37 protein-coding genes are annotated in these 25,106 nt (G+C 64.7%); 18 read left to right on the top strand and 19 right to left on the bottom strand.

Going from position 1 to position 25,106, the window contains the following annotated elements; genetic code table 11:
- Positions 1-30: 30 nt before the first annotated feature.
- The 3 genes from HYH07_RS30810 to efp form a co-directional block, all read right to left on the bottom strand.
- Positions 31-939, bottom strand: coding sequence for an amino acid ABC transporter substrate-binding protein (locus tag HYH07_RS30810; RefSeq protein ID WP_220005993.1), 909 nt, complete (start codon positions 937-939; stop codon positions 31-33).
- 149 nt (positions 940-1,088) lie between these two features.
- Positions 1,089-2,711 (bottom strand): M23 family peptidase, encoded by a 1,623-nt coding sequence (locus HYH07_RS30815; protein WP_220005994.1) that lies wholly within the window; start codon positions 2,709-2,711, stop codon positions 1,089-1,091.
- 37 nt (positions 2,712-2,748) lie between these two features.
- Positions 2,749-3,315 carry an elongation factor P gene (gene efp / locus HYH07_RS30820; RefSeq protein WP_057754657.1) on the bottom strand — a complete coding sequence of 189 codons (567 nt, stop codon included), beginning with the start codon at positions 3,313-3,315 and terminating at the stop codon, positions 2,749-2,751.
- Positions 3,316-3,477: 162 nt separating this feature from the next.
- Here efp and epmA point away from each other — a divergent pair, with 162 nt between their 5' ends.
- Genes epmA through HYH07_RS30835 form a run of 3 tightly spaced genes read left to right on the top strand, consistent with a single transcriptional unit; the run spans position 3,478 to position 5,918 of the window.
- The gene (gene epmA, locus HYH07_RS30825; RefSeq protein ID WP_220005995.1) at positions 3,478-4,530 is read left to right on the top strand and encodes an EF-P lysine aminoacylase EpmA; all 1,053 of its coding nucleotides are present in this window, start codon (positions 3,478-3,480) and stop codon (positions 4,528-4,530) included.
- Complete coding sequence (locus tag HYH07_RS30830; RefSeq protein ID WP_220005996.1) at positions 4,527-5,621, top strand: lysine-2,3-aminomutase-like protein; 1,095 nt, start codon at positions 4,527-4,529, stop codon at positions 5,619-5,621. The genes epmA and HYH07_RS30830 overlap by 4 nt, the downstream gene beginning before the upstream one ends.
- 42 nt (positions 5,622-5,663) lie before the next feature.
- A complete protein-coding gene (locus HYH07_RS30835; protein WP_220005997.1) occupies positions 5,664-5,918 on the top strand; it encodes a hypothetical protein in 255 nt (84 codons plus the stop codon).
- Positions 5,919-5,972: 54 nt separating this feature from the next.
- Here HYH07_RS30835 and HYH07_RS30840 read toward each other — a convergent pair whose 3' ends face one another.
- The 6 genes from HYH07_RS30840 to HYH07_RS30865 all read right to left on the bottom strand — a co-directional run bounded on the left by HYH07_RS30840 (position 5,973) and on the right by HYH07_RS30865 (position 11,408).
- A complete protein-coding gene (locus HYH07_RS30840; RefSeq protein WP_220005998.1) occupies positions 5,973-7,058 on the bottom strand; it encodes a 3-deoxy-7-phosphoheptulonate synthase in 1,086 nt (361 codons plus the stop codon).
- A gap of 235 nt (positions 7,059-7,293) precedes the next feature.
- Entirely contained in the window at positions 7,294-7,872 is a 579-nt protein-coding gene (locus HYH07_RS30845; RefSeq protein WP_220005999.1) for an HdeD family acid-resistance protein, read from the bottom strand.
- 69 nt (positions 7,873-7,941) lie between these two features.
- Positions 7,942-8,982, bottom strand: coding sequence for a PrsW family glutamic-type intramembrane protease (locus tag HYH07_RS30850; protein ID WP_220006000.1), 1,041 nt, complete (start codon positions 8,980-8,982; stop codon positions 7,942-7,944).
- 553 nt (positions 8,983-9,535) lie between these two features.
- The gene (locus HYH07_RS30855; RefSeq protein WP_057754680.1) at positions 9,536-9,793 is read right to left on the bottom strand and encodes a hypothetical protein; all 258 of its coding nucleotides are present in this window, start codon (positions 9,791-9,793) and stop codon (positions 9,536-9,538) included.
- A gap of 186 nt (positions 9,794-9,979) precedes the next feature.
- Complete coding sequence (locus HYH07_RS30860; protein ID WP_220006001.1) at positions 9,980-10,606, bottom strand: PilZ domain-containing protein; 627 nt, start codon at positions 10,604-10,606, stop codon at positions 9,980-9,982.
- A gap of 136 nt (positions 10,607-10,742) precedes the next feature.
- Positions 10,743-11,408 (bottom strand): hypothetical protein, encoded by a 666-nt coding sequence (locus tag HYH07_RS30865; protein WP_220006002.1) that lies wholly within the window; start codon positions 11,406-11,408, stop codon positions 10,743-10,745.
- A 320-nt stretch (positions 11,409-11,728) separates the two neighbouring features.
- Here HYH07_RS30865 and HYH07_RS30870 point away from each other — a divergent pair, with 320 nt between their 5' ends.
- Positions 11,729-13,174, top strand: a complete 1,446-nt coding sequence (locus HYH07_RS30870; RefSeq protein ID WP_220006003.1) for a glycosyltransferase — start codon at positions 11,729-11,731, stop codon at positions 13,172-13,174.
- A gap of 109 nt (positions 13,175-13,283) precedes the next feature.
- On the opposite strand, the gene HYH07_RS30875 is transcribed toward HYH07_RS30870, so the two are convergent.
- The 8 genes from HYH07_RS30875 to HYH07_RS30910 form a co-directional block, all read right to left on the bottom strand.
- Positions 13,284-14,369 (bottom strand): tyrosine-type recombinase/integrase, encoded by a 1,086-nt coding sequence (locus HYH07_RS30875; protein ID WP_220006004.1) that lies wholly within the window; start codon positions 14,367-14,369, stop codon positions 13,284-13,286.
- A gap of 28 nt (positions 14,370-14,397) precedes the next feature.
- Positions 14,398-14,637 (bottom strand): hypothetical protein, encoded by a 240-nt coding sequence (locus tag HYH07_RS30880; protein ID WP_220006005.1) that lies wholly within the window; start codon positions 14,635-14,637, stop codon positions 14,398-14,400.
- Positions 14,634-15,188 carry a hypothetical protein gene (locus HYH07_RS30885; RefSeq protein WP_220006006.1) on the bottom strand — a complete coding sequence of 185 codons (555 nt, stop codon included), beginning with the start codon at positions 15,186-15,188 and terminating at the stop codon, positions 14,634-14,636. The genes HYH07_RS30880 and HYH07_RS30885 overlap by 4 nt, the downstream gene beginning before the upstream one ends.
- Before the next feature lie 191 nt (positions 15,189-15,379).
- Positions 15,380-15,907 (bottom strand): hypothetical protein, encoded by a 528-nt coding sequence (locus tag HYH07_RS30890; protein ID WP_220006007.1) that lies wholly within the window; start codon positions 15,905-15,907, stop codon positions 15,380-15,382.
- Positions 15,904-16,251 (bottom strand): hypothetical protein, encoded by a 348-nt coding sequence (locus tag HYH07_RS30895; protein WP_220006008.1) that lies wholly within the window; start codon positions 16,249-16,251, stop codon positions 15,904-15,906. Before HYH07_RS30895 ends, HYH07_RS30890 begins: the two co-directional genes overlap by 4 nt.
- 11 nt (positions 16,252-16,262) lie before the next feature.
- Positions 16,263-16,613, bottom strand: coding sequence for a hypothetical protein (locus HYH07_RS30900; RefSeq protein WP_220006031.1), 351 nt, complete (start codon positions 16,611-16,613; stop codon positions 16,263-16,265).
- Positions 16,610-16,828 (bottom strand): hypothetical protein, encoded by a 219-nt coding sequence (locus tag HYH07_RS30905; protein ID WP_220006009.1) that lies wholly within the window; start codon positions 16,826-16,828, stop codon positions 16,610-16,612. The genes HYH07_RS30900 and HYH07_RS30905 overlap by 4 nt, the downstream gene beginning before the upstream one ends.
- A complete protein-coding gene (locus tag HYH07_RS30910; RefSeq protein WP_220006010.1) occupies positions 16,828-17,313 on the bottom strand; it encodes a phospholipase in 486 nt (161 codons plus the stop codon). The genes HYH07_RS30905 and HYH07_RS30910 overlap by 1 nt, the downstream gene beginning before the upstream one ends.
- A 104-nt stretch (positions 17,314-17,417) precedes the next feature.
- On the opposite strand from HYH07_RS30910, the gene HYH07_RS30915 reads away from it, so the two are divergent.
- The gene (locus HYH07_RS30915) at positions 17,418-17,705 is read left to right on the top strand and encodes a hypothetical protein (protein WP_220006011.1); all 288 of its coding nucleotides are present in this window, start codon (positions 17,418-17,420) and stop codon (positions 17,703-17,705) included.
- A 128-nt stretch (positions 17,706-17,833) separates the two neighbouring features.
- On the opposite strand, the gene HYH07_RS30920 is transcribed toward HYH07_RS30915, so the two are convergent.
- Entirely contained in the window at positions 17,834-18,385 is a 552-nt protein-coding gene (locus HYH07_RS30920; RefSeq protein ID WP_220006012.1) for a hypothetical protein, read from the bottom strand.
- 20 nt (positions 18,386-18,405) lie between these two features.
- Positions 18,406-19,026, bottom strand: coding sequence for an XRE family transcriptional regulator (locus HYH07_RS30925; protein WP_220006013.1), 621 nt, complete (start codon positions 19,024-19,026; stop codon positions 18,406-18,408).
- A gap of 71 nt (positions 19,027-19,097) precedes the next feature.
- Here HYH07_RS30925 and HYH07_RS36875 point away from each other — a divergent pair, with 71 nt between their 5' ends.
- From HYH07_RS36875 to HYH07_RS30990, 13 genes are all read left to right on the top strand, one after another.
- Complete coding sequence (locus HYH07_RS36875) at positions 19,098-19,289, top strand: helix-turn-helix transcriptional regulator (protein WP_220006014.1); 192 nt, start codon at positions 19,098-19,100, stop codon at positions 19,287-19,289.
- A 210-nt stretch (positions 19,290-19,499) separates the two neighbouring features.
- Entirely contained in the window at positions 19,500-19,667 is a 168-nt protein-coding gene (locus HYH07_RS30935) for a hypothetical protein (protein ID WP_220006015.1), read from the top strand.
- Positions 19,664-19,885 carry a hypothetical protein gene (locus HYH07_RS30940; RefSeq protein WP_220006016.1) on the top strand — a complete coding sequence of 74 codons (222 nt, stop codon included), beginning with the start codon at positions 19,664-19,666 and terminating at the stop codon, positions 19,883-19,885. Before HYH07_RS30935 ends, HYH07_RS30940 begins: the two co-directional genes overlap by 4 nt.
- A complete protein-coding gene (locus tag HYH07_RS30945; RefSeq protein WP_220006017.1) occupies positions 19,882-20,061 on the top strand; it encodes a hypothetical protein in 180 nt (59 codons plus the stop codon). Before HYH07_RS30940 ends, HYH07_RS30945 begins: the two co-directional genes overlap by 4 nt.
- Positions 20,058-20,258 carry a hypothetical protein gene (locus HYH07_RS30950; RefSeq protein WP_220006018.1) on the top strand — a complete coding sequence of 67 codons (201 nt, stop codon included), beginning with the start codon at positions 20,058-20,060 and terminating at the stop codon, positions 20,256-20,258. Before HYH07_RS30945 ends, HYH07_RS30950 begins: the two co-directional genes overlap by 4 nt.
- Complete coding sequence (locus HYH07_RS30955; protein ID WP_220006019.1) at positions 20,255-20,839, top strand: DUF2312 domain-containing protein; 585 nt, start codon at positions 20,255-20,257, stop codon at positions 20,837-20,839. The genes HYH07_RS30950 and HYH07_RS30955 overlap by 4 nt, the downstream gene beginning before the upstream one ends.
- Positions 20,836-21,342, top strand: coding sequence for an HNH endonuclease (locus tag HYH07_RS30960; protein ID WP_220006020.1), 507 nt, complete (start codon positions 20,836-20,838; stop codon positions 21,340-21,342). Before HYH07_RS30955 ends, HYH07_RS30960 begins: the two co-directional genes overlap by 4 nt.
- Positions 21,335-23,224 carry an MT-A70 family methyltransferase gene (locus HYH07_RS30965; protein WP_220006021.1) on the top strand — a complete coding sequence of 630 codons (1,890 nt, stop codon included), beginning with the start codon at positions 21,335-21,337 and terminating at the stop codon, positions 23,222-23,224. Before HYH07_RS30960 ends, HYH07_RS30965 begins: the two co-directional genes overlap by 8 nt.
- Before the next feature lie 3 nt (positions 23,225-23,227).
- Positions 23,228-23,749: a hypothetical protein gene (locus HYH07_RS30970; protein WP_220006022.1), complete on the top strand. Its 522-nt coding sequence runs from the start codon at positions 23,228-23,230 to the stop codon at positions 23,747-23,749.
- The gene (locus HYH07_RS30975) at positions 23,746-23,913 is read left to right on the top strand and encodes a hypothetical protein (RefSeq protein WP_220006023.1); all 168 of its coding nucleotides are present in this window, start codon (positions 23,746-23,748) and stop codon (positions 23,911-23,913) included. The genes HYH07_RS30970 and HYH07_RS30975 overlap by 4 nt, the downstream gene beginning before the upstream one ends.
- Entirely contained in the window at positions 23,910-24,125 is a 216-nt protein-coding gene (locus HYH07_RS30980; protein WP_220006024.1) for a cytochrome C, read from the top strand. The genes HYH07_RS30975 and HYH07_RS30980 overlap by 4 nt, the downstream gene beginning before the upstream one ends.
- Positions 24,122-24,574: an SANT/Myb-like DNA-binding domain-containing protein gene (locus HYH07_RS30985; protein WP_220006025.1), complete on the top strand. Its 453-nt coding sequence runs from the start codon at positions 24,122-24,124 to the stop codon at positions 24,572-24,574. Before HYH07_RS30980 ends, HYH07_RS30985 begins: the two co-directional genes overlap by 4 nt.
- The gene (locus HYH07_RS30990; RefSeq protein ID WP_220006026.1) at positions 24,564-24,896 is read left to right on the top strand and encodes a hypothetical protein; all 333 of its coding nucleotides are present in this window, start codon (positions 24,564-24,566) and stop codon (positions 24,894-24,896) included. Before HYH07_RS30985 ends, HYH07_RS30990 begins: the two co-directional genes overlap by 11 nt.
- The last annotated feature ends 210 nt before the right edge of the window (positions 24,897-25,106 follow it).

The raw sequence follows: 25,106 nt of genomic DNA on the forward strand, positions 1-25,106 counted from the left end.
TACGCGCCATCCGGGCCGCGTAAATTATCCTCAGCCTCCGTAAGACGCGGGATCCGGATTGTCGGACGGATTTTCGAATGACTTCTTCAGCGAAGCCGGCATCGGGACGTGGAAGTTCAGGCCGCGAGGCGGCACGGGCTCCATGAACCATCTGTTGTAGATCTTTTCTATCTCTGGGCTCTTGTAGAGTTTTGCGGTCGCCCGATCGACCACGGCCTTGAAGGCCACGTCGTCCTTGCGCAGCATGATGCCATAGGGCTCCGGATCGGAGAATGCGCCGTTGCTGATGGCGTAGAGCGATGGGTCCTTCGAAGAGGCGATCATGGCCGCAAGCTGGATATCGTCCATGACGAAAGCCGCGGCGCGGTCGGTCTCGACCATCAGGAACGCCTCGGGGACATCCTTGGCGCTCATGACGGTGATGCCGAGCGAGCGGGCCACGTTGGCCTTGGTGAGCTGGTTGATGTTGGTCGTGCCGGCGACCGAGACGACGGCCTTGCCCTTGAGATCGTCGACCTGATCGAGCTTCAGCGCCTTCTTGGACACGAAGCGGCTTGCCGTGAGGAAATGCGTGTTGGTGAACCATACCTGCTTCTGGCGGTCGGCGTTGTTGGTCGTCGAGCCGCATTCGAGATCGACCGTGCCGTTTGCCATCAGCGGGATACGAGTGGATGAGGTGACGATGCTCTCGTTGACCTCGAGCTTGTCCAGCTTGAGCTCGGTCTTGATCTCGTCGACGATCTTCATGCAGATGTCGACGGCGTAGCCGACGATCTTCTGCTTGTCGTCGATGTAGCTGAAGGGCACGGCGCTGTCGCGTATCCCGAGCGTGATTGCGCCGGTATCCTTGATCTTCTTCAGCGTGCCGGTCAGTTCCTGCGCGTGTGTCGGCGCAGCGAGAGCAGCGGCCAGAACGGCCACCGTGGTGAGATAACGCATGTGCTTCCCTTCGTCCTGTTTGTCCGGGAGGGAGCAAAGCAATTCTGGGGCCAGTGGAAGGTCTGGTGGTGCGTCCGAAATCCGATCCGGCCCGGCCTGGGGCGCTGGCATTGACGGGTCATCAAAACGCGGCGGCGGGAGCCGGCCATTCAGTTCTCTTCGCTGCTCGATCCCTCGCGCAGGTCGGGCTTGACGACGTCCTCGGGCAGCGCGTGCGCGACCGGTTGCGGGGTGCCGGCGATCTCCGTGCCGATCTCGCGCCCGCGGGCGCGGATCAGGCGCTCATAGGCCGAGACCAGCGTAACGTAGGGGCTGACCCAGATCCAGCCGTCACGAGTGAACACCTGGACGTCGAAATGCAGGTGCATTGACGTGCCTGCGGGATGATCGAGATAGTTCGAGATCACGCCGATCTTCTCGCCTTCGGCGACGATGCGGCCGTTGAGCACCCTGTCGGCGTTCAACGCCTGCGGATTCATGTGCATGTAGCGAAAGCGGATGTGCTCGGTGCGGCTGTTCACTTCAAGCGTCGCAGCCTGATCCCTGGAGGTCCGGATCACCATGGCGTCGCGGACGGCAACGACGCCGCGTTGCTTGGGATCGCAGGGCTCGCGGGCATCGCCGGGCGAGGGGCAGTCGGCGGCGCGGATGTCCTCGCCCTGGTGACCGAAGCCGCCGCCGCATTGCCAGACCTCGAAGCTGCGGGACTCGCAGAAATTGTCACGCCAGGGATAGGCGGTCGGGCGGTCATCCTTGTCGCGTTTGGCGTAGGATTGCGAATGCACGAAGGCCGGCGCCTTCTCGAGCGGGAAGCGGATCTGCGCATAGGCCATCACATCAGGGTGGCCGCCCTGTTTGCGATAGCCGGTGTTCGGGATGATGTCGCCGCTGGGCCGGTAGCCGAAATCCGCCGAGCGCGCGGCGGGGCGATCGATCACGTATGAGGCAACGTCCATCAGCGGCCGCATGCGCTGGCCGCCTGCGACGTGCAGCGCCTTCAGGAAGCGCTCGGCAACCGGATAGGCCTCCTTGCATGCCAGCCGCCGTGGTTTTGCGACGCTGTCGAGGCACTGAATGGACACCACATAGGCCACGCCAAACCGCGTGAAGGCGTAGCGCACATAGCCCTCGCGGATGAACTTCCGCAGATCCGGATAGATGGATGCCAGCGGTTTGACCGGCTCGCCCTTGCCGCCGGCGGGATCGGCGATGTCGTAGACGAGGGCAGATCCCGTGATTTGAATCTCGACCGGCTTTGCGAACACGCGGGCCGGCATGCCGTCGCCGGCACCGGGCTCGAGTGAGAACGTTGCGCTGTAACCGGCAGGGCCGGCGTCGAACATATCGACGGGATTGAAATCGGCCTGGTAGCGCGAAAGCGCTGATGTGGCCGGGGCACCGTTGCGTTGCGCCTCGAGATAGGCGGCAGCATCGAACGGCAGCAGCACGGGAACCGAGCTGCGGGCGATGCCGGTGTAGAATTGCGAGGAGATCGCATTGAGCTGCACCAGGGCCGGCATTCCCCGCGGATCAAAACGCGGCACCGACCGACGCGGCACGAAGATGAAATCGCCCGCGATCTGCGGGCGGCTGTTGATCTCGGTGCGGAGCTGGTCCAGCGCTGCGCGCCAATCGACGCGCAGGGCGGTGAGGGACGGGCTGCGGATCTCGTCCGCAGCGACGGGCGTGGCGGTGAGGAGTGCGAGCGACGCCAGAAACAGCGAGACGAAGCGGAAACTCTTCCCAACCACTGTCTCGCCCCCCGGCGGCACTTGCCCTGATCCCCGATCCCTTGGCCCAGCCCCTGGCTTAGTCCTTTGCGCGCTCGGAGTAGGAGCCGTCTTCGGTCATCACCACGATACGGGTGCCGACCGTGATGTGCGGCGGTACGGTGGTGCGGACTCCGTTGGACAGCACCGCCGGCTTGTACGACGAGGAGGCGGTCTGGCCTTTGGTCACGGGCTCCGTGTCCACCACCTCCAGCGTCACGCGCTGCGGCAGCGCGATCGACACCGGGTTGGTGTCGTGCATGGACAGCTTGACGGTCATATCTGGTTGGAGATAGGCGGCGGCATCGCCGACGACGTCCTTGGAAACCTGGACCTGATCGAAGGTCTCGGGGTTCATGAAGTGGAAGCCGTCTCCATCTTCATACAGGAAGGTGTAGTTGCGCTCTTCAATCGTCGCCTTTTCGACCTGATCGGTGGTCTTGTAGCGCTCGGAGATCTTTACCCCGTCCGAGATTCGGCGCATTTCGATCTGGCTGACCGGCGTGCCCTTGCCGGGATGGATGTTCTCGGCGCTCACGACGACATAGAGCTTGCCGTCTTGCTCGATCACGTTGCCCTTGCGAATAGAACTGGCGATGACTCTCAAAGCTGTATTTCCTGCTTGCTTGGCCCGGCTCAGGCCAGGACGTGGTCAAATCGATGGGGGACTTGGGGCCTCAAATCAGACCTCGGCGCCCGTTTCGGGCCGCAACATACTGATTTTGCCGTTGGATGCCAGCACTTTGCTGGTCCAGGGGACGTTCGGTTGATGGCTGGGGACAAGCCGATATCGCCGTTCTGGACCCCCTCGCGGCATCTCGACCGGCGGCCGTTCCTCCAGGCCAGGGCGGCCGTTACCAGGTCAGTCAGGGACTTTTTCGCCGAGCAGGGCTTTATCGAGGTCGAAACCTCGGTTCTCCAGGTCTCCCCAGGTAATGAGACCCATCTGCACGCCCCCCGGACCGAGATCATCCGGGCCGACGGCAGCCGAGCCAGCCGATACTTGCGGACTTCGCCCGAATTCGCCTGCAAGAAGCTGCTGGCCGCTGGCGAGCAACGGATTTTCGAGTTCGCCCGGGTGTTCCGGGACCGCGAGCGCGGCGACCTGCATCTGCCCGAATTCACCATGCTGGAATGGTATCGGGCAGGGGCCCCCTACGATGCTATCATGGCGGACACAGTGGTCGTGATCGCCACTGCGGCCCAGGCGACCGGAATCGGGACTTTCGCCTTCCGGGGCCACACCTCCGACCCATTCGCCGAGCCGGAGCTGTTGACAGTTGGCGGCGCGTTCGAGCGCTTCGCTGGAATCGACCTGCTATCGACAATCTCGGGTAACAGCGGTAATCGGTCCGCGCTCGCTCAAGCGGCCGACGGCAAGGTCCGGGTCGCCGAGGACGACACCTGGTCGGACATCTTCAGCAAGGTCCTGGTTGAACATGTCGAGCCGCATCTGGGGCAGGGGCGTTTGACCATTCTGTTCGAATACCCGTCTCCAGAGGCGGCGCTGGCGCGGGTGAAGACGGACGACCCACGGGTCGCAGAACGGTTCGAGGTCTATGCCTGCGGCGTCGAGCTCGCCAACGGCTTTGGCGAATTGACCGACGCTGAAGAGCAGCGCAAGCGCTTCACGGAGTCGATGGCAGAGAAGCAGCGACGCTACGGCGAGGCCTATCCGCTGGACGAGGACTTTTTGGCCGCTGTCGCCCAAATGCCTGACGCCAGCGGCGTCGCGCTCGGCTTCGACCGGCTGGTGATGCTGGCAAGCGGCGCAACACGCATTGATCAGGTGGTCTGGACACCACCTGCGGATGAGAGATGACCAAGACCAATCTTGCGAAGACATTGCGCGAGCCGGCCGAGCTCGTGGCTGCGGACCTCGCGCCTGTCACGGCTCTGCCCGCGCTGGAACGCGTGGCCGCGCGTTATGCAGTTGCGATCACGCCGGCGCTGGTCGAGCTGATCGACCCCGCCGATCCCGATGACCCGATCGCGCGCCAGTTCGTTCCCGCCGCTGCGGAGCTCCAGATGCAGCCGGGCGAGAATGCCGATCCGATCGGCGATCACCCGCATTCGCCCGTATCGGGCATCGTGCACCGTTATCCCGATCGCGTGCTGTTCAAGCTCGTCCATGTCTGCGCGGTCTACTGCCGCTTCTGCTTCCGCCGCGAGATGGTCGGTCCCGGCAAGGAGAACGCACTCTCGGACAGCGCCTATCGCGCGGCGATCGACTACATTCGTGCGCACAGCGAGGTCTGGGAGGTGATCCTGACCGGCGGCGACCCCCTGATGCTGTCGCCGCGTCGCATGAGCGAGATCATGGCCGATCTCGCTGCAATCGATCACGTCAAGATCATCCGCCTTCACACCCGCGTGCCCGTGGCCGACCCTGCGCGTATCAGCGAGGACATGGTCGCAGCACTCAAGGTGGAGGGCGCGACCACCTGGGTCGCGCTGCATGCCAACCATGCACGCGAGCTGACGGATACGGCCCGCGCCGCCTGCGCGCGGCTGGTCGATGGCGGGATTCCCTTGGTGAGCCAGTCCGTGCTTTTGCGCGGCGTCAATGACAACGTCGCCGCTTTGTCGGATTTGATGCGGGCCTTCGTCGAATGCCGGATCAAGCCCTATTATCTGCATCACGGCGATCTCGCGCCGGGCACGGCGCATCTTCGGACAACGCTGGCGCAAGGGCAGGACTTGATGCGGCAGCTGCGCGGACGGGTGTCAGGACTATGTCAGCCCGAATACGTGATCGACATTCCCGGCGGCGTCGGCAAATCACCGATCGGGCCGAATTATGTGTTGGCGGCACAAAATACCGCAGTCGATGCTGGTGATGCGATGACGGAAACGCGCTATCGTATCGTCGACTATTGCGGCGATGTTCATCTCTATCCGCCCGAAGCGTGAGCGGGTCAGGGGGACGGCGGTTTGAGGAATGGAGGTACGGATATGAAGAAGATCATGGTGGCGGCATCGCTCGTGGTCTTGCTTGGCGGTGCGGCGATTGCCCAACCCGCCGCCAAGGGATCGACGTCAGGTGGCGCAAGCTCGGGATCGGTGCCGCAGGCGCCCGTCGGCCATCGACAGCCCCGTGCCGGCGACGTTCCGAACGAAAAGAATATCAGCAACGATCCCAACGATCCCCTGAGCAAGGAAAACCTGGCGCTCGACAAGAAGATCAAGAGCATCTGCCGCGGCTGCTAGCAACAAGAGCGGGCAGGGCGCGAACAGCATCGCCCCGCCCGTGTTTGTCCCTGATTACGCGGAGCGCTCGTGCAGTCCGGCGCGCGCAATGTTGCGGCGGATTTCGACCGCATCAGCGAGCTGCTCGAGCACGGTGGCCGTTGTCGCCCAATCAATGCATCCGTCGGTAATGCTCTGGCCGTACACGAGCGGCTTGCCCGGTACCACATCCTGACGGCCCGCGACGAGATTGCTCTCGATCATCACGCCCATGATGCGATTCTCCCCGCCCGAGATTTGGCCCGCGATGTCGGCCATGACCAGCGGCTGGTTTTCCGGCTTCTTGTTCGAATTGGCGTGGCTGGCATCCACCATCACCAGCGGCGCGACGCCTGATTTTGAAAGTTCGTTGCACGCTGCCGCGACGCCTGCCGCGTCGTAGTTCGGCTTGGCGCCGCCGCGCAGGATGATGTGGCAGTCCTCGTTGCCCGCGGTCGAGGCGATCGCCGAACGGCCAAGCTTCGTCACCGCCATGAAGTGATGCGGATGCGAGGCCGACTTCACCGCGTCCGCCGCGATGCGCACGTTGCCATCGGTACCGTTCTTGAACCCGACCGGGCAGGACAGACCCGAGGCCAGCTCGCGATGGATCTGGCTTTCGGTCGTGCGCGCGCCGATCGCAGCCCAGGAGACGAGGTCGGCGATGTATTGCGGCGTCGTCATGTCCAAAAATTCCGTGCCGGCGGGGAGGCCGAGATTGTTGACGGCCGAGAGCACGTTGCGCGCGAGGCGCAGGCCCTTGTTGATGTCGAAGCTGCCGTCGAGATCGGGGTCGTTGATCAGACCCTTCCAGCCGACAGTCGTCCGCGGCTTCTCGAAATAGACCCGCATCACGATCTCGAGCTGGTCGGCGAGGTCTTCGCGGAGTTTAGCGAGGCGCTCGGCGTAGTCGAGCGCGGCCTTGGGATCGTGCACCGAGCAGGGACCGGCGACGACCAGCAGCCGGTCGTCCTGGCCGCCCAGGATGGCGTGGATGGCGTTGCGCGCCGCCATGACCACACGCGTGGCTGTGAGGGTGCGCGGGACCTCCCGCATCACGTCCTCAGGCGTGCTCAGCTCTTTCAGTTCGCGGATACGAAGATCGTCGGTCGTGCTCAGCACGGCGGGCTCCTGTCTGTTTCGAGAACCTGCCGGCCAATAAAAAAGCCGCCAGGTCTGGCGGCTGTTCGGACTTTTGCTTCAATACCTTAGATTGAGCGCGATCCTCCTGCCGCCAGCAAGCTGTCGTAGCTAAAGTACCAAAAGAAGCTGGTGGCGACGGTGACCATGGCCGGTCATATAGCGCGCCGCCAGCGGGTTGTCACCCCCCCCATCGGCGCGCGCACGAACAGGTGCCTCAAGTGTTGCTTTTGCGCGCCGCCAGCGCCATGCCGATCAGGGTGGCGCCGCCGAACAAAAGATTGATACCGACGAGCACGCCGATGGCCCATTCCGCCGAGCTAGGCAGTCCCGTGATCACCATGAACGCGATCGCGATGTCGACCAGGCCCGAGATCAGCAGCCACGACCAGCGCCCGCTCAGCTCGCGGCGGTGCTCCAGGGCGTACATGATGGTGGTGACGCCCTCGGCAAGGAAATAGGCGCCGAGCACGATGGTCAGCGTCAGCACGGCCTGCATCGGGCGCGCCAGCAGTAACATGCCGGCAAGTACGGCGAGCGCCGCAGAGATCAGCGACCACCAGAAGCCCGGCGTGGTGCGCGCCCAATAGGTCGCGATCAATCCGCCGATGCCGCTGATCAGGAACATCCAGCCGAGGAAGATCGTGACGGCGAGGCTCGCGAGCGGTGGCAGGATCAGCGCGGCAATGCCGAGGACGGCGAGCAAAATGCCTTCGAACAGAAAGGCCTTCCAATGCGCCTTTACCGCCTTGCTCATCGCAGATTGCAGCCGTGAAAATTCCTCAGGCGATGTCATCGGCAAGCTCCAGATCGAAAGATGTACGTTCAATCTAGTACGGACACCCGACGCTTGGCATGCGTTGGATCAACCGCCGCCGTGCGCTGACGAAAAACCTTCGCCAGTTGTGCGGATGCGGTTGCGGCCGAGCACGTAGATCGCGGTCGTAACGACCAACAGCGCAAGGCCGAGCAGAATCGAGACGAAGCCGATCGGGATCAGTGCCAGCGTCAAATTGCGCTCGGGGTTGATGAGCCAGTGGTGGATCGAGGTCAGCACGAAGGCGAGGCCGAGGAAGCCGACGCCGCCGCCGGCCAGCCACAGCGCCCACATGCGGCGCAGCTGGCTGAGACGTTCCCGCGCGATATCGGTGCGGGGCGCGTGATGGCGTGCGACGCGACGCACCAGACGCATGGCGAAGGCAATCGAGCTGAAACCGATCAGCAGGCTCGCGCCGCCGAGCCACATTCGCAAGGTAGGATCGAGGTCCGGCATGCGTTGGAGCGTGAGCAGCGGGAAGTCGAAGGCCGAATGCAGTGCCAGCGGGCCGGCGAAGATCAGCAGGCGGCTGGAGAGGCGGGCCCAGTCGCGGTGATGGCGGTTCGCGCCCAGTGCCGTGCCGGCACGCGCGATCGTCAGATAAGCGCCAGCGATGATGCCGAGTGCGCCGTGGAACGGCACGGTGAGCACGCTGCGCAGCGCCGCCAGCGATCGCCACATCTCGGCGTGCTGGACCAGATAAGCGAGGTTTTCGTACGCCGCAAAACCGAGGCCGACAGCTGCGCCGTAGACCACGGTATCCATGGGATTGGCGAAGGTCCGCCGCTTGGTCGAGGAGACCAGCACGATCGCGATCACCTTCACCGCCTCCTCGGGCAGCGCGACGCCGAAGACCGAATGCATGGCAAGTTCCGCCCAGGGATTATCGGGCGCGGCGACCATCTTGGCGAACGGGGCCCGGGCGAGGCCGAGAAGCGAAATGCTGGCTGCGCCAAGCAGGAAGGCCGTCCAGACCTGGGCTGGCGGTCCGGGACGTTCCTCGGCCGCAATGACAAGCCACAACATCAGCAGTGCCGGGGCGACGGCGGCCGTTCCGATGACGGTGGGTAACGCTTCAATCAGGTACATCGGCGTCGAAAATAGGTTCCCTTGGCGGCTTATCCACTCGCAGCCGTGCGACCATCTGTCATGCACCGGCTGTCGCGTCGCTTAACAAGCGCGACAGCGGGCATTCATCAGGACCCCTAGATGTTAGAATACCAGCGCGATCAACTGCATGACACGACCGCCCTGTCGTCCTTGGTGACCGCTCCCGGTTGTTGTTGGACCGGAATTGCCAAGTTGGATCAAGGTGGTGCGCCAGTTTCTTCACGATGCACGTCTGCGGGCTTCGAGTCCAGAGGCGGGCGCGTGAGGCCTCGTCCGGACAACGCGATTCCCTAGTCGCGCTTGGTTACACGTTGGCGCGGCGGTGACGCAATTCGGCGGGTTCGGATCTGCTCCAACTCCCAGAGGGCGCGTACGAGGCACGTACCAAGACAGGAGACGAGAAGGAACAGCAGGAAGGCTTGGTCGACGGCTGGGATCTGCATCATGGCAAATATTAAGCAATGCGCATGCCATGCGTTCCCGTTCTCGCCTGCGCTGGGCGCACAGGCGACCAGGCCGACGCTTTCGGCGCTCAATGCGTGGTGAACGGCGATGGGGCGTCGGGCGCGACGTCGAAGGCGCCGAGATGGAATTCCCCGGCGATGGTCTGGTCCAACTCGGAAGCGTTTGCGAGCAGCGTGAATGCGGCTTGCGGGTATTGCTTCCAGATATCGAGATCGCCGGCCGTGATCGTCAGCCAGCCGAATGTGTACATGTAGCGTCCAGGCTCGGTCACCCGGCCGACCCGGTCCCAAGTGATCTTGTCAACTGTGATCCTGTCGACTGCCATCCGGTCCCCCGATCGCAAGTCTGCAAATGACGGTCCGGCGCGCCGGACCGTCGAAGGCTGATCCTGCATTGGGGCCGAGATAGGGCAGCGATGCTTAGGCACGTCGCTTGGACAAGTCGCTTGGACAAGTCGCTTGGGCAAGTCGGTTGAGCAAGTCGGTTGACCGCAGGAGGCTGAGCTTCGGCGTCAAGCCGGCTGCGGCGCGGCCTGCCGCACAAGCAAGCGGAGCAGGTTGTCGCGCTGCTGCTTCTCGGCGAATTTCACCGCAAAGCCATTGTCGAACTTGCGGATGACGCGCCCGACGCAGGCGCCGACTGCAAGCGGGGTACCTATCGTCGGGTCATATTCGCAGGAGATCGCGACGCCGGCGGTGGAGACGTCGATGATGAAGCAGGAATGACCGCTGCCGTCGGCCAGCGTCAGAGTGGTGTGGGAGGCCTGCGGAACGAAGCGGGCCTCGCGCCGCAGCTCCTGGATGCTCTCATCCCTCTGCTTTTTCTCGAGCCAGGTCAGCTTTTCCGACATCCAGGCGCGACGCGCCCGCGTCATCTCGAGCTCCATCAGGAAGCCCGACTTGAGCGTGGCGCTGATGGTGCCCTGGAATTCGCCGAAATCCTGGAAGTAGGAGGTCACGCGCTCGCCGATTTTGCCGACGACCGGCACGTCCACGATCATGCGGAACGGCGAGACACGCTTGGTGCGGCAGGCGAAGTTTCGCAGCTTGCCCTCGCAATCGTACCAGCGAGGCAGCGAATAGCTGCCGTCCACCGCCACTTCCACTGCACGCTGCCTGAGGAACTCTGCGACGGACATGTTCGCCAAAATTGTGTTTCGGATTGTTTCCGTACTTCCACGGTAGCAATCGAATTCTAAGCAAATGATACCGGAGCTCAGGAGCAGGGGTAAATTTCTGGTAAACGGGCGGCCTCGCCCGGACCGGACCAGGTCTTCAAACAGTGCCGAGCAGCACCACCAGCAGCAGCGCACCGATGGCGATCACGAATTTGATGGTCGTAACAGTCAGGCTGTCGAGCCCGACCTCCCATCCGAACCGCAGCCGAGCACGTCGCATCGCAAGCGATCCGAGGGCTTCGACCACGGAGAGCGCAAGGGCGATGCCGGCGATGTTGGCCCACGACTGCGACGGCGGCAGGAGCGGCGCAAGCCAGACAGGGGCGGAAGTTCGCAAGCACGCGAGCAGGGCGATCCATCCGAACCACGACGCGAACGCTTTGATGAGGTCGGGCCCAACCGTATCGGGCTCGAACCGCACGCCGACCGCCGCGAAGGCGCCTTCGATGCGCTCATCGTCGGCCAAGAACAGAAACGCGCCGAGATAGAGGGGAATGCGCGACATGCACAGGATGGCGATTGCGCCGAACAGGACGATATAGCCGAACAGATCACCGAGGATGTCCAGGCCGCTCTTTCGTGCCGGCACCGGTGCGACGGCGGGCTGATGCTGGGGCACCGATCTGGCGCGCGCCATGTGCTCCAGCATCCTGGCGCGCCGGTCGGGCGAATAGGACGCCGCACGATGCATCCAAGTGGGAGGCGCGCTCGTCGCCGACGGGACGCCCAACTGGTCGTTCTTGGTGGATTTGCGCTGCTCCATGGGCCGAACCAGATCTTGCCGTCCGTGACGCCATCGCGGCGGGCGGGGCGGTTTCCTTCCGACGTTGGTCGGTGGTGAGGGGCGGGGAGGTTCAAGCCTGGATGGCGGATTTTCACGGGCCCGAGGCCCGATCTCGCGTCATCGCTCGTCGACCATCTTCCTGTTGATCTCGTCTCCCTGTTGCGCTTGTGTACCGCGAGGTCTGGGGGGACCATGTTGATGGCTATTTTGATAGCTGCGTCGTCTTGCGCAGCCGCGTTTGGTTTCGCGATTGGTTTCAGTTCGAGCGGGCTCAACCAGGCCTGTGTCTTGCATTGGACATGACCGTGACGTCCGGCTGCCTGTCGCCGCGGAAAGCGGGCATTCTCGATCACGCGGAGCGCATTGCTACGGATCGCGTGGCATGGCGGGAAAAGAATAGCTTTTTCCACCACGAGGATGAGCGCTATCTCCAGTTTCTGATCCCGGCCGGGACTCGCGTGCTCGACATCGGCTGCGGCGTCGGTGATACGCTTGCGAGCCTCGCGCCGTCATATGGTGTTGGAATCGATTTCTGTCGCAAGCAAATTGCGATCGCGCGGCAGCGCCATCCTGATCTCATTTTCGTCGAGGGCGATGCCGAGGACCCGGTGACGCTCGAGGCGCTGCAGGGCCCGTTCGACTACATCCTCGTCCTCGATACGATCGGCTCGCTCGAGGATTGCCAGAAATTCATCGCCCAGCTCCATCCGCTCTGCACCCCGGATACGCGGCTGGTGATCGGCTACTTCTCCCATCTCTGGTACCCGGTGCTCAAATTCGCCGAATTCGTCGGCCTGCGGATGCCGCATCCCGAGCAGAACGTGCTGTCGCCGCCTGATTTGCGCAGCCTTGCCAGGCTTGCGGATTTCGATCCGGTGAAGTCGGAGCAGCGGGTGCTGTTACCGGTCCGGATGTTCGGGCTCGGACGCTTTCTCAATCGTTTCGTCAGCGTACTGCCGGGGATCCGCCAGTTGGCGTTGCGGCACTATCTGGTGGCGCGCTCCAGCCTCAAGGCGAGGCAAGAATTCGCCTCGGCCACCGTCGTCGTCCCGGCGCGCAACGAGCGCGGCAATATCGAGCCTGCGGTCCAACGCATTCCCGACTTTTGCAACGATATCGAGATCATCTTCGTCGAAGGCCACAGCCAGGACGGTACCTTCGAGGAGATGGAGCGGGTCAAACAGGCCTACCCGTCCAAGGACATCAAGGTGATGCGTCAGCCCGGCAAAGGCAAGGCCGACGCCGTCTTCACCGCCTTCGATGCTGCGCGCGGCGACGTGCTGGTGATCCTCGATGCCGACCTGACCATGCCGCCGGAGCAGATTCCGAAATTCGCCGAGGCGTTGCTGTCGGGCAAGGGCGAATTCATCAACGGATCGCGCCTGGTCTATCCCATGGATGACGGCGCGATGCGCTTCCTCAACCTGATCGCCAACAAGATCTTTTCCTATCTGTTCTCCTGGCTGCTCAATCAGCGCTACACGGACACGCTGTGCGGCACCAAGGTTCTGCGCCGCAGCGACTATCAGCGCCTGAAGGCCGGCAAGGCCTATTTCGGCGATTTCGATCCGTTCGGCGATTTCGACCTGATCTTCGGCGCCTCGAAGCTCAATCTGAAATCGGTGGATCTGCCGATCCGCTACGCCGCGCGCACCTATGGCGAGACCCAGATCTCGAGGTTTCGGCATGGCTGGATGTTGCTGAAGATGGTGGCTTTCGCCTTCCTCAAGATCAAGGCGATCTAGGTCGGGCCGGCTGCGTGGCGCTCCCTAGCGGAAGGAAAGCCGCCAAGGAAATCAACCGTTTGCCATTTCGGTTAGCCAGCTTGTGCCGCGTATGTTCTCGCGCGCATGGCTAACCGGGCTTGCGGCGCCAGTTCATCAGCTTTTGCATGCCGGCGGCGGCCATCTTCTTTTGCTCGGCCTCGCGGCTGTAGAGCTCGGCATGCTCCATATTGTCGTGGCCGAGCACGTCCATCAGTTGGCGTGTGGTGGCTTCGTGCTCGGCGAGGGCCTTGCCGAGCGTCTTGCGCAGGCCGTGGAGCGTGTAGCCAGGCGGTAGGCCTGCCGCCTTGGTCCAGTCGCGCATCCGCACCGTGAGGCCCTTGGCGCTGAATGGCTTGCCCCATGCGGTCATCGCCACGAATTCCCGTTGCGGCAGATCGTCGATCGCCGCAAGCACGTCTGCCAGATTGGGGTGGATCGGCAGCGTTAGCGCCTTGCCGGTCTTTTGCTGCACCACGTTGTGCGAGGTTTCGGCGAGGTCTGCTGGCTTAACCCGGCTAACGTCGGACCTGCGATGCCCGAAATACAGCGCCAGCGAGTAGACCAGCCGCGGCGTCGTGCCGATCGGCCAGTGCGCCTCGAACCGGTCGAGCATCTCGTCGGGCCAGGCCTTCCAGCCGCCATAGGCCGGCCGGTATTTTAGCCGGTAGGTCGGGTCTATCTCGATCCATTCCTGGTCGAGCGCGATTCCCACCAGCTTGCGGATTACGCGCAACAGGTGCGCGGCCGCATGCGGCGTCTCCGACCGCGCGGCTAGCAGCGCCTTGACGTGCTTGCGCCTGAGGTGCTCGACCGCGACCTCGCCGAAGGTCAGCGCCTCGCCCTCGACCACTGGAGTCGTCAGGAAGCGCTCGGCGATCCGGGTCTGGGCCGTCTTGATGTCCGGCCCCAGCGCCTGCCATTCCGGGTCGTGCTGGCGCAGGATGAGCCAGGCCGCCTTGAGCGAGCGCGGCACCGTCTGGCCCGGCAATCGCACCACGGGCGCCGGCTGGCGTTTCTCGCGGCCTTCCAGTGCGTCACGGTAGGCTGCATCGAAGGCGGGTTCGCCGGGGGCGCCAGGCAGGCTGACGGTTCGGCCCGAACGGCGAAACCGCCAGCGGGGCTTGCCGTGGCGGTCCTGATAGCTGTCGGCGTGGGGGTAATCCGGGTGGCGCAACGTTTAGCCCTAAAGACCGGGCGGGAATCTATCCGGCCTGCAGCATGCGGTCCAGCGGGTTGGCGGCGCGCTCCTCCGGCAGGTCAGAAAAGGCCGCCTCGAGCCGCAGCCGGTCCCAGATCACCCGGCCGTCGACCCGCTTGGGCCGCGGCATCCGGCCGTCCGCGACCATCTCGTCGAACTTGGTTGCGCCGACGCCGATATAGCGGGCCGCTTCATCGCGCGAGAGCCCGCGCGGGGGGTAGGCAATGGCGTCGGGGCGGTTCATTGCTCATCCTCCGGCCGGTGAGACGTGTTTAGCTGCTCAAATGATGGGCCGATGAACGCATCGGTCAGCGCGCGTGTCGCTAGGATGCGGGCGTCCAAGCGCGCTTTCGTCAGCGGATCGGGCGATAGGAAGCCCTGCATCAACCGATGGAGCGCGCACATCATCGCCAGCTGATTACCCAGGACGATGCGCAGCATGTTGTTGGTGCTGTCCGCATGGCCAGCGTCGGCGAGGCCGCGATCGTAACCCTTCTGCTCCTCCTTGATCAGCGCCGCGCGATGATCGGCGCCAAGAGCATAGAATTCGCGAAAGCTGGCGTTGTCCTCGGTCTGGAAGCCGTGCAGTGTCTCGGCAAGATCGGCGATGACCTTGGCGATCCCGCCATCGACCTGGGCAAGCTTACAGAGAGGCTCGTTGCCGGGGTGATCACAGCCGAAATGGTTGGCTGCCGCCTTCGGATCGGTGAACACTTCATCGCAAAAGAAGCAGCGCCAAGACCGCGCTTCATGCGACACGGTTTGCGTCGGTGAATGACGGGTTTCGTAGGTCATGATTGGTCAGTCCATCGGAACGGTTACGTCGCCGTGAGCGAGGCAGTACCAGGTCGGCAAAGGGTGGGGTTCGGCGCATGTGCATTTGGCGCCAAAGCCCGTTCCAGCATCGACGTGGCTGCATCGACGGCACTGCATGCGGTTTTCCCGGAAGTAATAGATTTCGGTGGTACTACCGCAAATCGGGCACTTCATCGCTCGCCCTCCGGCCGGTGACAGGTGGTTAGCTGCTTGAAGAGATCGGCCTCGGCCTGCAACTCAACCGGATGCCGCGCATCCGGCTTGGGCTGCATCCATTTCAGCGGCTGTTCGATCTCGCCGCCCGGCGACCAGACGAAAAAGCCGAGCTGGCCGCCGGCCGCGATCGGCTCGCATGGCTCTGGATCGCGCAGCACCAGGCCGCGCGGTCCAAAGAACCAAGGGCTTGCGCTCTTGGTCACGATGTCGGTGACTTCGACGCTGCCGATGACCGCGCCGCGGATCAGCGCGCCTGCAGGAGGACAGAGGATGCCGAGCGACCGCATGAAATTGTAGCCTTCGATGTAGTCGCATTTCGTCATGCCCTTGGACGCGTGGATGGCGATGCGGCCGCCCGGCTTCATCGCGCCTTTCCAGATCGCGACGTGCCCGCGGTTCTCGATGTCCTTGCCGGCGTGAATGATCGCCCATGCCCAAGGCTGGCGAACAGACAGCGCGCGCAGCTTCAGCGGCGATCTCATTTCCCCTCCGGCTGGTGACAGGTAAATAGCTGCTTGCGGCACGCTTCGCCCTCGATCGCGCCGCAGGCCATGCAGGTGAGATCGAGATCAACCTCGCCGGTGTCGCATCGGCGCGGCGGTTCGTCCTCGGCGCGATCGGCGGGGTTGCCCACCGGCAGGCCTCGCTCGCGCATCGCCTTGCAAGTGGCGGCGAGCGTAGCGTCATGTTGCGCATTGCCGGACGTCATGCGACGCGCCAGATCGCCGCTGCGATCGAGCATGTGGGCGATGATGGCCTCGGCATCGCCGAGGCTAATGTCCGCAAGCTTGCGGGCGCGCAGATCCTCGGCGAGCGCGGTCGCCATCAGCAAGTAGCTCATGCTGGCTCTCCGGTTTCCTGCGGCACGCGCTGCAGATATTGGCCGCCGATGATCTCCGCGTGGCCGCCGGCGATCAGGCGTGCGACGACCCCGTCACTGATGCGTCGCAAGCCGAACCGCCAGCCGCCACGCGCGCGCCGCTCAAGGGGTTGGACGTCGAGCAGGCGCAAGGTGAAGCGCAGATGTTGCGGCAACGACGCCGCGCGGGCGACCGGCCGCTTCAAATTGGGGTGCGAGGGTCGCGCCAGGGCGGCGCAGCGACGCGAGCAGAAGCGCTGGCTGGCCCGGTGCGGCAGGAAGGCGGCGCCGCAGCGGCAGCCGCGCAGGCGATTGAGGTTGCCGCTCATGGCAGGCCTTCGGCGAACAGGATGGGTTTGCGCGACAGCGACGCCTCCAGCGCGACCGCAAGGGTGCGCTGCGCCGCGAGTAGCCCATGCCAGCGCGCCGCGCGGGCAGCCGAGAAGGGGTTGGCGGGCGCCGGCAGCGGTAGCTCGCGGTCGATGCAGACCCGGCAATCCGGGCAGCCGCAGATCGGCAGCCGGTCGGGGAAATGGATGCACATCAGGCCGCCACCCCGTTCTGCCGCTCGGCGGCCAGCGCACGGGCGGCGTCGGCGTGCTCGAAGATTTGCGACTTGCGCCAGCCCATCCGCACCAGGTCGGGGATCGAGGCGCCCTCGGCCCGGGTGGTGATCGTGATGAAATCGTCGGCGAGCTGTGCGATCGCGGCGGAGCCTTCAAGGCCAGCGCGGGCCGCGGGCAGGGCCTGCGGCGCGATTCTGGCGGCGACGCGCTCGCGCTCGATCTGGAGGCCCTCTGCCGCGGCCGCCGCGTCCTGCCGCGCCTTGCGGTCCCGCAGTAGGGCGTCGAGCGTGGCCTGGCGGTCGATCCGCTTGCCGCGCAGGATCGGGTCGGTTCGCGGACAGCCCTTGGCCCTGACGTCGGCGAAGCGGCCTTCGGCGCGCAGGTGCAGGAAGCCGTGCAGCTTCAGCTGCAGGGCGAAGTCGGTGGCGGAGAGATCCGGGGATGATGGGGCTCGCTTAGCCATCACGACCTCCCGCGCAGGTTAGGATCAACAAAGCGGCCCGCCGACGATTCGCAGTCGGCGGCGGGCCTGGCATCCCCACTGGCAAGCTCAGAGGAGACACGTTCATGGGAAAGGTCGCTGCGGTCGGCATCAGCTGGTTCAACCGCGAGGACTATCCGCGCATTCTCGAGATCATGGTGGATGCGTATGTCCTGCCGCCGACCTATGAGCGATGGCGCGAGATGGCCGAGAGCCAGGAGCGCCGCGCCAAGGCTTCCGGCCTCGCCGTGGTGCGGGCCGTAATCAAGCCGGAGGAGTTCGTGGCTTGGTGCGCCAAGGAAGGCCTGGACGTCGATGCCAAGGCACGCACGGCTTTCGCCGCCGAGTTCGCCAAACGCATGTTCCTGAACTAGGACGCGGATCGACGCTTCATGAGCGGTGGCGGAAAGGTTCGGCTGGCGCGGCAAGGCTGAGTCCCCCGTGGTGTTTCACGGGAAACAGTCTTAATGCAGTCCGCATCAGGCAGTCAATGCGAGACGCATTAACGGTCGAGCAGCGCGATCTTGGCCGAATTGACCTCGCAGAATGCTCGCGCCGATTGCTGGTCGATGAACCCAAGATTTAGATCTTTAAAGGTCCTTTTCGACTTGCCTTTGACTGTGTCGAAAATGACGTATGTTTTGCTGGAGAGGCGCGTGCCACTTTTGCCGCTGAACGTGCACTCAATCTCTATGTCTTTGACCTCGAAAGCATTGTCGTTTCGTAGTGTCGGGCTGACGAGGCCAACGGAGCCAAAGCCACCCACCTTCCATTCAAGAGTTGCGACAGACATTTTGCTGGCGGGGTTGATCGAGAGCTTGGCCTTCAGGTTGGCGGCATCTTCTCGCAGCTTTGCCCTCTCAGCGTTTTCGGCCGTAACTTTCGCGTGCCATGTGGCTGCATCCGAAACGCCCCGCGCCTTTGCCTTTTGCGCATCTGCGTCATCGATAAACCCTGCCGCTTGGGCTTCGGAATCGCGCTGCGTTGCCTGAAGGTAATTGTAGGCTCCCCAACCCGCCAGACCGGCGAGGCTAATGGCGACGGCGATCATCATCTGCCCGGTATTGGATAGGCTCACCTCGGCACCATGTTTTTGACCCTCGCAGCCCATTCAAGCCGGACGTCCAGGATTGGGGGCTCCGTCTGTGAGAGGAGATGAAAAAACCCCTTGGCCTTGCTGCGTTGGACTTTTTTGATCAGGATGCGGCCGTCATCGAGCCCGACGACGCAAAGCTTATTGAGAAGGCTGATGTCGACGGGCCGCCGAACATCGTCGTAAAAGACGAGCCAGCGATCGAAGAATGAGCCGAGGCTGTCGCCGCGGATCTCGACGGCCACGGTGGCATCCGTCGCCCCAAGAGGTGCAGGCACTTCGTCCAGGGGCGCGTCGTTGGCGAAAAAGAAGGTCTGAGCGCCGGCGCCTACATACCCGACAAGCGGCACAAACCGCTGTTCAGACGGGCTAACGCGCAGAGGGCGCCGTTCCTTTGGGCCTTTGCCGGTCAATAGCCATTCTAGCGATACGTGGAAGCGCCGGGCGTATGTTTCCGCCACCTCCCGTTTCAGGTCGCGGTGCCCGTTTTCGTGCCCGATATAGGTCGGCTCTTTGACGTCCAGCGCCCGCGCTGCTGCGCTTGCAGAGGCATAACCGGCCTCTTTCCGGGCCTGCGCGAGCCGTTCGTGTACTTCGGTCATGAATGCAATTTGCATTGGGACTTAGCGCGTAGGGCGTTGACGGAATTAATGCGTTCCGCATTAAGTGACGCATGGACGGGAAATTGATTCGCTTGGCTAGAGAACGGGTTGGCGAGAGCCAGGCCGCATTCGGGGAGCGTTTCGGGGTCGATCAGAGCACGGTCCATCGATGGGAGACCAACGGCCCCCCCACGCGTGGGCCGGCGCGCAAGGCGATTGAGCGGGAGATCTCAGCAATCGAGGCGGCGGGGGCTGTTCCATGACAGGGAACATGGGCCGCCGGTGCCGCTCAGATCGACGCCTCGCCGTCGCCGCGCAGAGCGATTTTTCCGGCCTGTGGATAACCGCATCGTGCGCGGTCGGCCCGCGAGTGGCGGCGTCGCTCGGCGCGCCTTGTGGACGCGTGTGGAAAACGCGCGCCGGGCCTGCATTTCAAGGGGTTTTTGCCGAGGGGGCAATAAGGGGAGGGGCCAATGTCAGACATCACCGCGCGCATCGCGGACCCTGAGGATCTGCGTTTCCTGGTCATGTGCGCGGCCGTGCTGATCGCGGGCGCGATGCTGGCCGTTGCGGCCGCCAGCGCGCCGTTCCTGCACCGTCGCGACCTCGGCGCCGGCTTTCGCTGGGTGAAGCGGCAATGAGAGCCGCCCGCGCCATCCTGTTCGGGCTCGACCGCCGCGTCATCGTCGGCGCCGTCCGCGTCGTCATCGCCGACGAGGCGCCGGCCGTCATCCTGCTCGGCGCCGATGCGTTCGTGCCCATGCCGGCGCCGCCCGGCTGGGACGCCAAGGCCGTGCTCGCTTACGGCCAGGTGTTGCCGTTTCGCGCCGATGAAAACCGCCTCGAGGTGGTGTCATGATGGACCGCCAGCGCGGCAAGATCCTGTTCGAGTGCGACAGCTGCGACGAGGTGCTGCACACCGACGCGCGCGAGTTCGACGAGGCACGCGAGCAGCTTCGCAGCGAGGGCTGGTATGTCCGCAAGATCTGCGGCGAGTGGATGCACGGCTGCCCGAATTGCGGGGCGCCATCATGAACGGCCGCAGCATTCCGACCGTCGAGATGGTCGCCGCGGCCGCAGCGCGCGCGCTTGCCAACGGCCACGACCTCAAGACCTGGACCGCGCATCGCATCGCCCACGACCTGATGCGCTATGACGCCGATTTCGCGGGCTGCGATTACACGCGCCTGGTCTCGGTCGCGCAGCTCTGGAAGCGGGGATTTGCGTCGTGACCGCGCTCAAATCCGAAACCGTCGACCGCTTGAAAACCTTCCTCGAGGCGATCGACAGCCTCGAGGGCGAGCGCGCCGAAATCGGCGACGAGATCCGCGCGCAATACGCCGAGGCGAAGGCGCAGGGTTTTGACCCGAAGGCCATCCGCAGCATGGTCAAGCGCCGGCGCGCCAAGAATCCGGACCAGATCGCCGAGGACGAGCAGATCCTCGAGACCTACATGCACGCGGTCGGCATGCTGCCGGAAAATCCGCTTGCGGCTGCGATCGCCGCGCTCGCCTCCGACGAGCTCGGCCGCGATCAGGTCATCGACGGGCTCAAGCAGATGGTGCCGGCGGGCCGCGAGATCATCGCCAAGGTCGGCGGCGATCCCGTTCGCATCTGGCGCGATGCGGAAGGCGTCGCGTTCGTCGAGCCCTGGACCGAGCCGAAGGCGCCGAAGGTCAAGACCGGCCGCAAGGCCTCGGCGACCGTGCTCTCGATCGTTCCGAAGTCTGATCCGGTCAAGGACGCGGCCGATCGCGCCGAGCGTCGCTCGCGCGGCGAGCCTGATCCAGACGACGAGGGCGATGACGAATGATGCAGGCTCCAGTCATCACCACGGATGCGCGCGCGGTCGCTTTCGACGTCTCCGGCCTGCCGGATCTCACCGGCACGCCGTGGGCGCGGATCTGGCTGTCGTCGCGCGACCAGGTCTGGACGCTGGTCGATGCCGAGGACGTGCCCTGGCTCATGCAGTGGCAGTGGAACGTCTGGCACGCCGGCAAGAATCGCGGCGACAGCTGGATGCTCTACGCCAAGCGCAATGTAGGGCCGTCGCGCGCGACGCTGCGCATGCATCGCGAGCTGTCGATCAAGGATGAGCCGCACCTCGACGAGGCATTTTTGCGCACGCATGTCGTCGACCACATCAACGGCCAGACGCTGGATAACCGCAAGGCGAACCGGCGCTGGCTGACCAAGCCCGCAAATGCCGTCATCCGCCGCCCGCGCGGCACCGCGCCGACGCTCGAGGCGATCGTCGCGGGCCTTTTGGCTGGGCTCAAGATGCGGCCGCAGCTGGAGGACATCCCCTTTGACTGAGCTGGTTCGATACGAGGCGGCGCGCCGCGCCCTGGCCGAAGCGGTCGCGGTCGACGAGGTCGCGGAGATCCGCAGCAAGGCCGATGCGATGCGCCATTATGCGCGCCAGGCCGGCGACAAGGCGCTCGAGATACAGGCCGCGCAGATCCGTTTCCGGGCCGAGCGGCGCCTCGGCGAGTTGCTGGTCGCCGCGAAAAAGGCCGGGCAAATCCGGGCCGGCAATCCCAACCGTTCCCAATCGGAACAGTTGGATGGCGGCGCTCTTGAGCGGGCCGAGGCCGACCTCGAGGCTTTTAAAGACCAGCCGCTGCGCGTGACGCTCCAGGAAGCCGGTATCGACCGCAAGCTTTCAATGCGGGCGCAGCAGATTGCAGCAATGGATGCGGCCGAATTCGAGCAGGCGCTCGAAAAGCACGCCGACGAAATGCGCGCCGGGACCGGTCGCGTCGCGATGGATCTGCATCGCGTCGTCTCCGAGCTGAAAGGCCGGATTCACCGCAATAGCCTGGCCCGCGAGCTGTCCGATCGCTCGGCTCTGCTCTCGCCATCGGGCCGGAAATATCCGGTCATCTATGCCGACCCGGCCTGGCGCCGGCACCAGGGCGTGACTGATCGCTCTTACGAAAACCACTACCCGACCATGACCTGGGACGAGATCTGCGCGCTGCCGGTCGCGGAGATGGTGCTGCCCGATGCCTGGCTGTTCCTGTGGATTCCGCGCGCGCACGCCTTTGCGCTGCATGAAATCGAGACCGAGGTGACTTCGCTGCCCGATGGCGAGGTCATCCGCGCGCGCGTCGAGATGCCGCTCGGCTATGCCGTGGCGAAATCCTGGGGCTTTGACGCCTATTCGACCTGTGCGGTCTGGACCAAGACCGACGCCGAGCATCCTGACGTCGCCGGCACCGGAAAGATCTTCCGCGATCAGGACGAGCTGCTGCTGCTGTTCAAACGCGGCCAGGGCCTGCCGATGCCGGAGAAGAAATTCGGCTCCAACCATCGCGAGCGGCCGCGCGAGCATTCGCGCAAGCCGGATTTCTATCGCGACATGATCGCCTCGATGGCCGGCGGGTTGCCGGTGCTCGAGCTGTTCGCCCGCGTCGACGCCGAGCATCCATTGCCGGAAGGTTGGGGCGCGTGGGGCAACCAGGCCGGCGCCGAGCCGGAGGTCGCGCCGGAAGGCGAGGCCGAGGCGGCCGCAGCGGAAGCAACTGAAAACGGGGCCAGCGCCGCTGCGGCCGTCGAGCCCGACCGCGCGCCCTATGACGCCGGCGACGTCGTCACCATCGACCAGCTCGCCGGCGCCGACTGGCTCGAGCCCGGGCTCGCTTGCGATGCGCCAGCGCTCGAGGCCGCGCCGTTCGATCCTGCCTCGATCGGCGAGCGCGAGGCACTCAAGATCCTGTCCGACTTCTGTCACCTCAGGCGCGACATCGCGCCTGCGCTCGGCGAGTTCTACCTGGCGCGCGGCTTCACCTATCGCGGCGCCGTCGAATGGTCGCTGACCGGCAGGGGCTGGGACCGCCTGCGCGAGCTGGAAGCGGCCGAGCTGCCGGCAAAGCCGCGCGTCGAGTTGACCGCTCCGCGTGCGCAGGCCGATACGCTGTTCGATTTCGCCCGCCAGATCGACCAGGCGCCTGCGCCAGAGGTGGTCGACGGCGCGCTGCAGACGCGACTGCCCGTCGATGACGACGAGCTGGCCGAGCAGCTCGCGCTGCTGGCGATCGACGCTGGCGAAGCGATCGAGCCGCAGATGCTGCGCCATCTCGTCGGCAAGGGCTTTGCGCATTGCGGCATCACCAAAACCACCGTCACCGACGACGGCCGCGCCCTCCTTGGCGCAGCTGGTTCGGCCGGCATCCGTTCAACAGCAGGGGGCTGAAACGTGAAGCAAAGCAAAATCATGTCGCTCGCGGAGAGCGTCATCAACATCGTTGTCGGGTTCGGCATCAGCCTTGCCGCGCAGGTCTATTTCCTGCCGCTGCTCGGCGTCGCCGTGTCGTTTCGGCAAAACCTGCTGTTCGCGCTGATCATGACCGTGATATCGATCGCGCGGTCCTACCTGCTTCGCCGCGTCTTTGAGGCCTTGCATATCCGCCGGCCGCTGTCGCCGTTCATGCAAGCCGTCATCGCCGAGCGCTTCCGCCAGATCGAGCAGGAGGGATGGTCGACAGCACACGATGACGCGCATCCGATCGGCGAGCTGGCCGCTGCTGGTTCGGCCTACGCAATCATGCCGACCTGGCGCCGTCGAGCAGATGACGATTTCGGGCCTGAGCCTCCGATGACATGGCCGTGGTCTCTTGACTGGTGGAAGCCGCAGAGTAATCGCCGCGATCTTGTCCGTGCTGGCGCGCTGGTGATCGCGGAGGGCGAAAAGCTCGACCGCAACCGGGGGCGCAAATGATCCGCGACCAGGTCCTCATCGCCGCGGGCTTCATGCTCGGCTACACCATCGCCTGGTGGCAGCGCGGCCGCGTCGCCGAGCGCGCGATCGCCGACGTCTCCGGCCCTGAAACAACGCTTGTCGTCGGCGACCTCGAGACCCGTTTTCGGAGGTCGCAGCGGTGAAGCATCGCTGGAGCGAAAAGGTCCGCAGCGACGACGGCCATTCGTCGCGCAAAGTCTGCGAGCGCGATGGCTGCGACATCATCTGTGTATCGCGCCATGAGACTGACGCGCGGGGGTGGCCGCAGCACTGGAAAGAATGGTTCCGCGGCACCGAGCTGATCCAACGCGGCGGCAACACGCCGGCGTGCGAGGCTGTCGAGGTGCCGGCATGAAAAAGCGCTATTGGTCGAGCTATGAGCAGGCCAAGCTGTTGCGGCTTCGCGACGCGCAGAAGCTCGCTTGGCCCGCGATCGTCGAGGCGATGCCGGGTCGCACCGAAGGCGCCTGCAAGGTGCAGTATTACGCGATTTTGCGCGATCAGGCGCAGGCGCGGCGCTATCGGCCGACCCGGCTGGCTGTGTCGCGTCCGCGTCCCGCGCCAGTCATTGTGACCGCGCCGCCGGTCGCGCCAGCGACGACCATCGCGCCGGCGCCGCGTGGCGCTTCCCTGTCGGCATTGCGCGAGGCCGCCGAGCTGCGCCTGCGCATCGCCGAGCGCGGCCTCACGGGCGGCTGGTTCAACGACCCGCCTCCTGGCCGCTCCGCGCTCGACGCGCGCCGCAGGGCCGCTGCCGAGGCCACGCAGGGCCGTTCCGCGGGCGAGGTGTCCGATGCCGGCTGACCGCATCATCGCGACGCTCGCCGGCGGTGGCGAGCAGGCGACCAAGCTGGCGAACGTGATCCAGCTGCTGGTGATCGAGGCCGGCAAGCTCGGCGAGCTGGATATCGCCATCCACGTCGTCACGACCGGGCAGGTTATGACCGAGGAGGAGGCGGCGACCATGCCGCCGGAGCAGTTCGACGCGGTGAAAGATCACCTCGTCCGCGTCAAACGCTTCCCGCGCCGCTGGCTCGAGCGGCTCAGCGACGGCATCGAGCAGGGCGTGTTCCTCGACTATCCCGACGAGAAGATCGTGCAGGCCATGCTGATGGGGCCGCGATAGCAAACCCAATTCAGTTCCAGTTGCTTACCGCGTCCAGTTGAATCCGAAACTTAAGAGCATCACCATGACATCAGCGAAACGGCGAGCCCGCCGCATCGCCGCCGACGAGGCGCATTCCTGGGCGCGAAACCTGCGCCTGCGCAATCTGCCGGCGTCCATCATCCTGCGCACGCTGTCGCTGTTCGTCGACGGCGAGGGGTATGCCTTCGT

It is taken from the genome of Bradyrhizobium sp. BR 10261 (genome assembly GCF_019455395.1).
Taxonomy (GTDB): domain Bacteria; phylum Pseudomonadota; class Alphaproteobacteria; order Rhizobiales; family Xanthobacteraceae; genus Bradyrhizobium; species Bradyrhizobium manausense.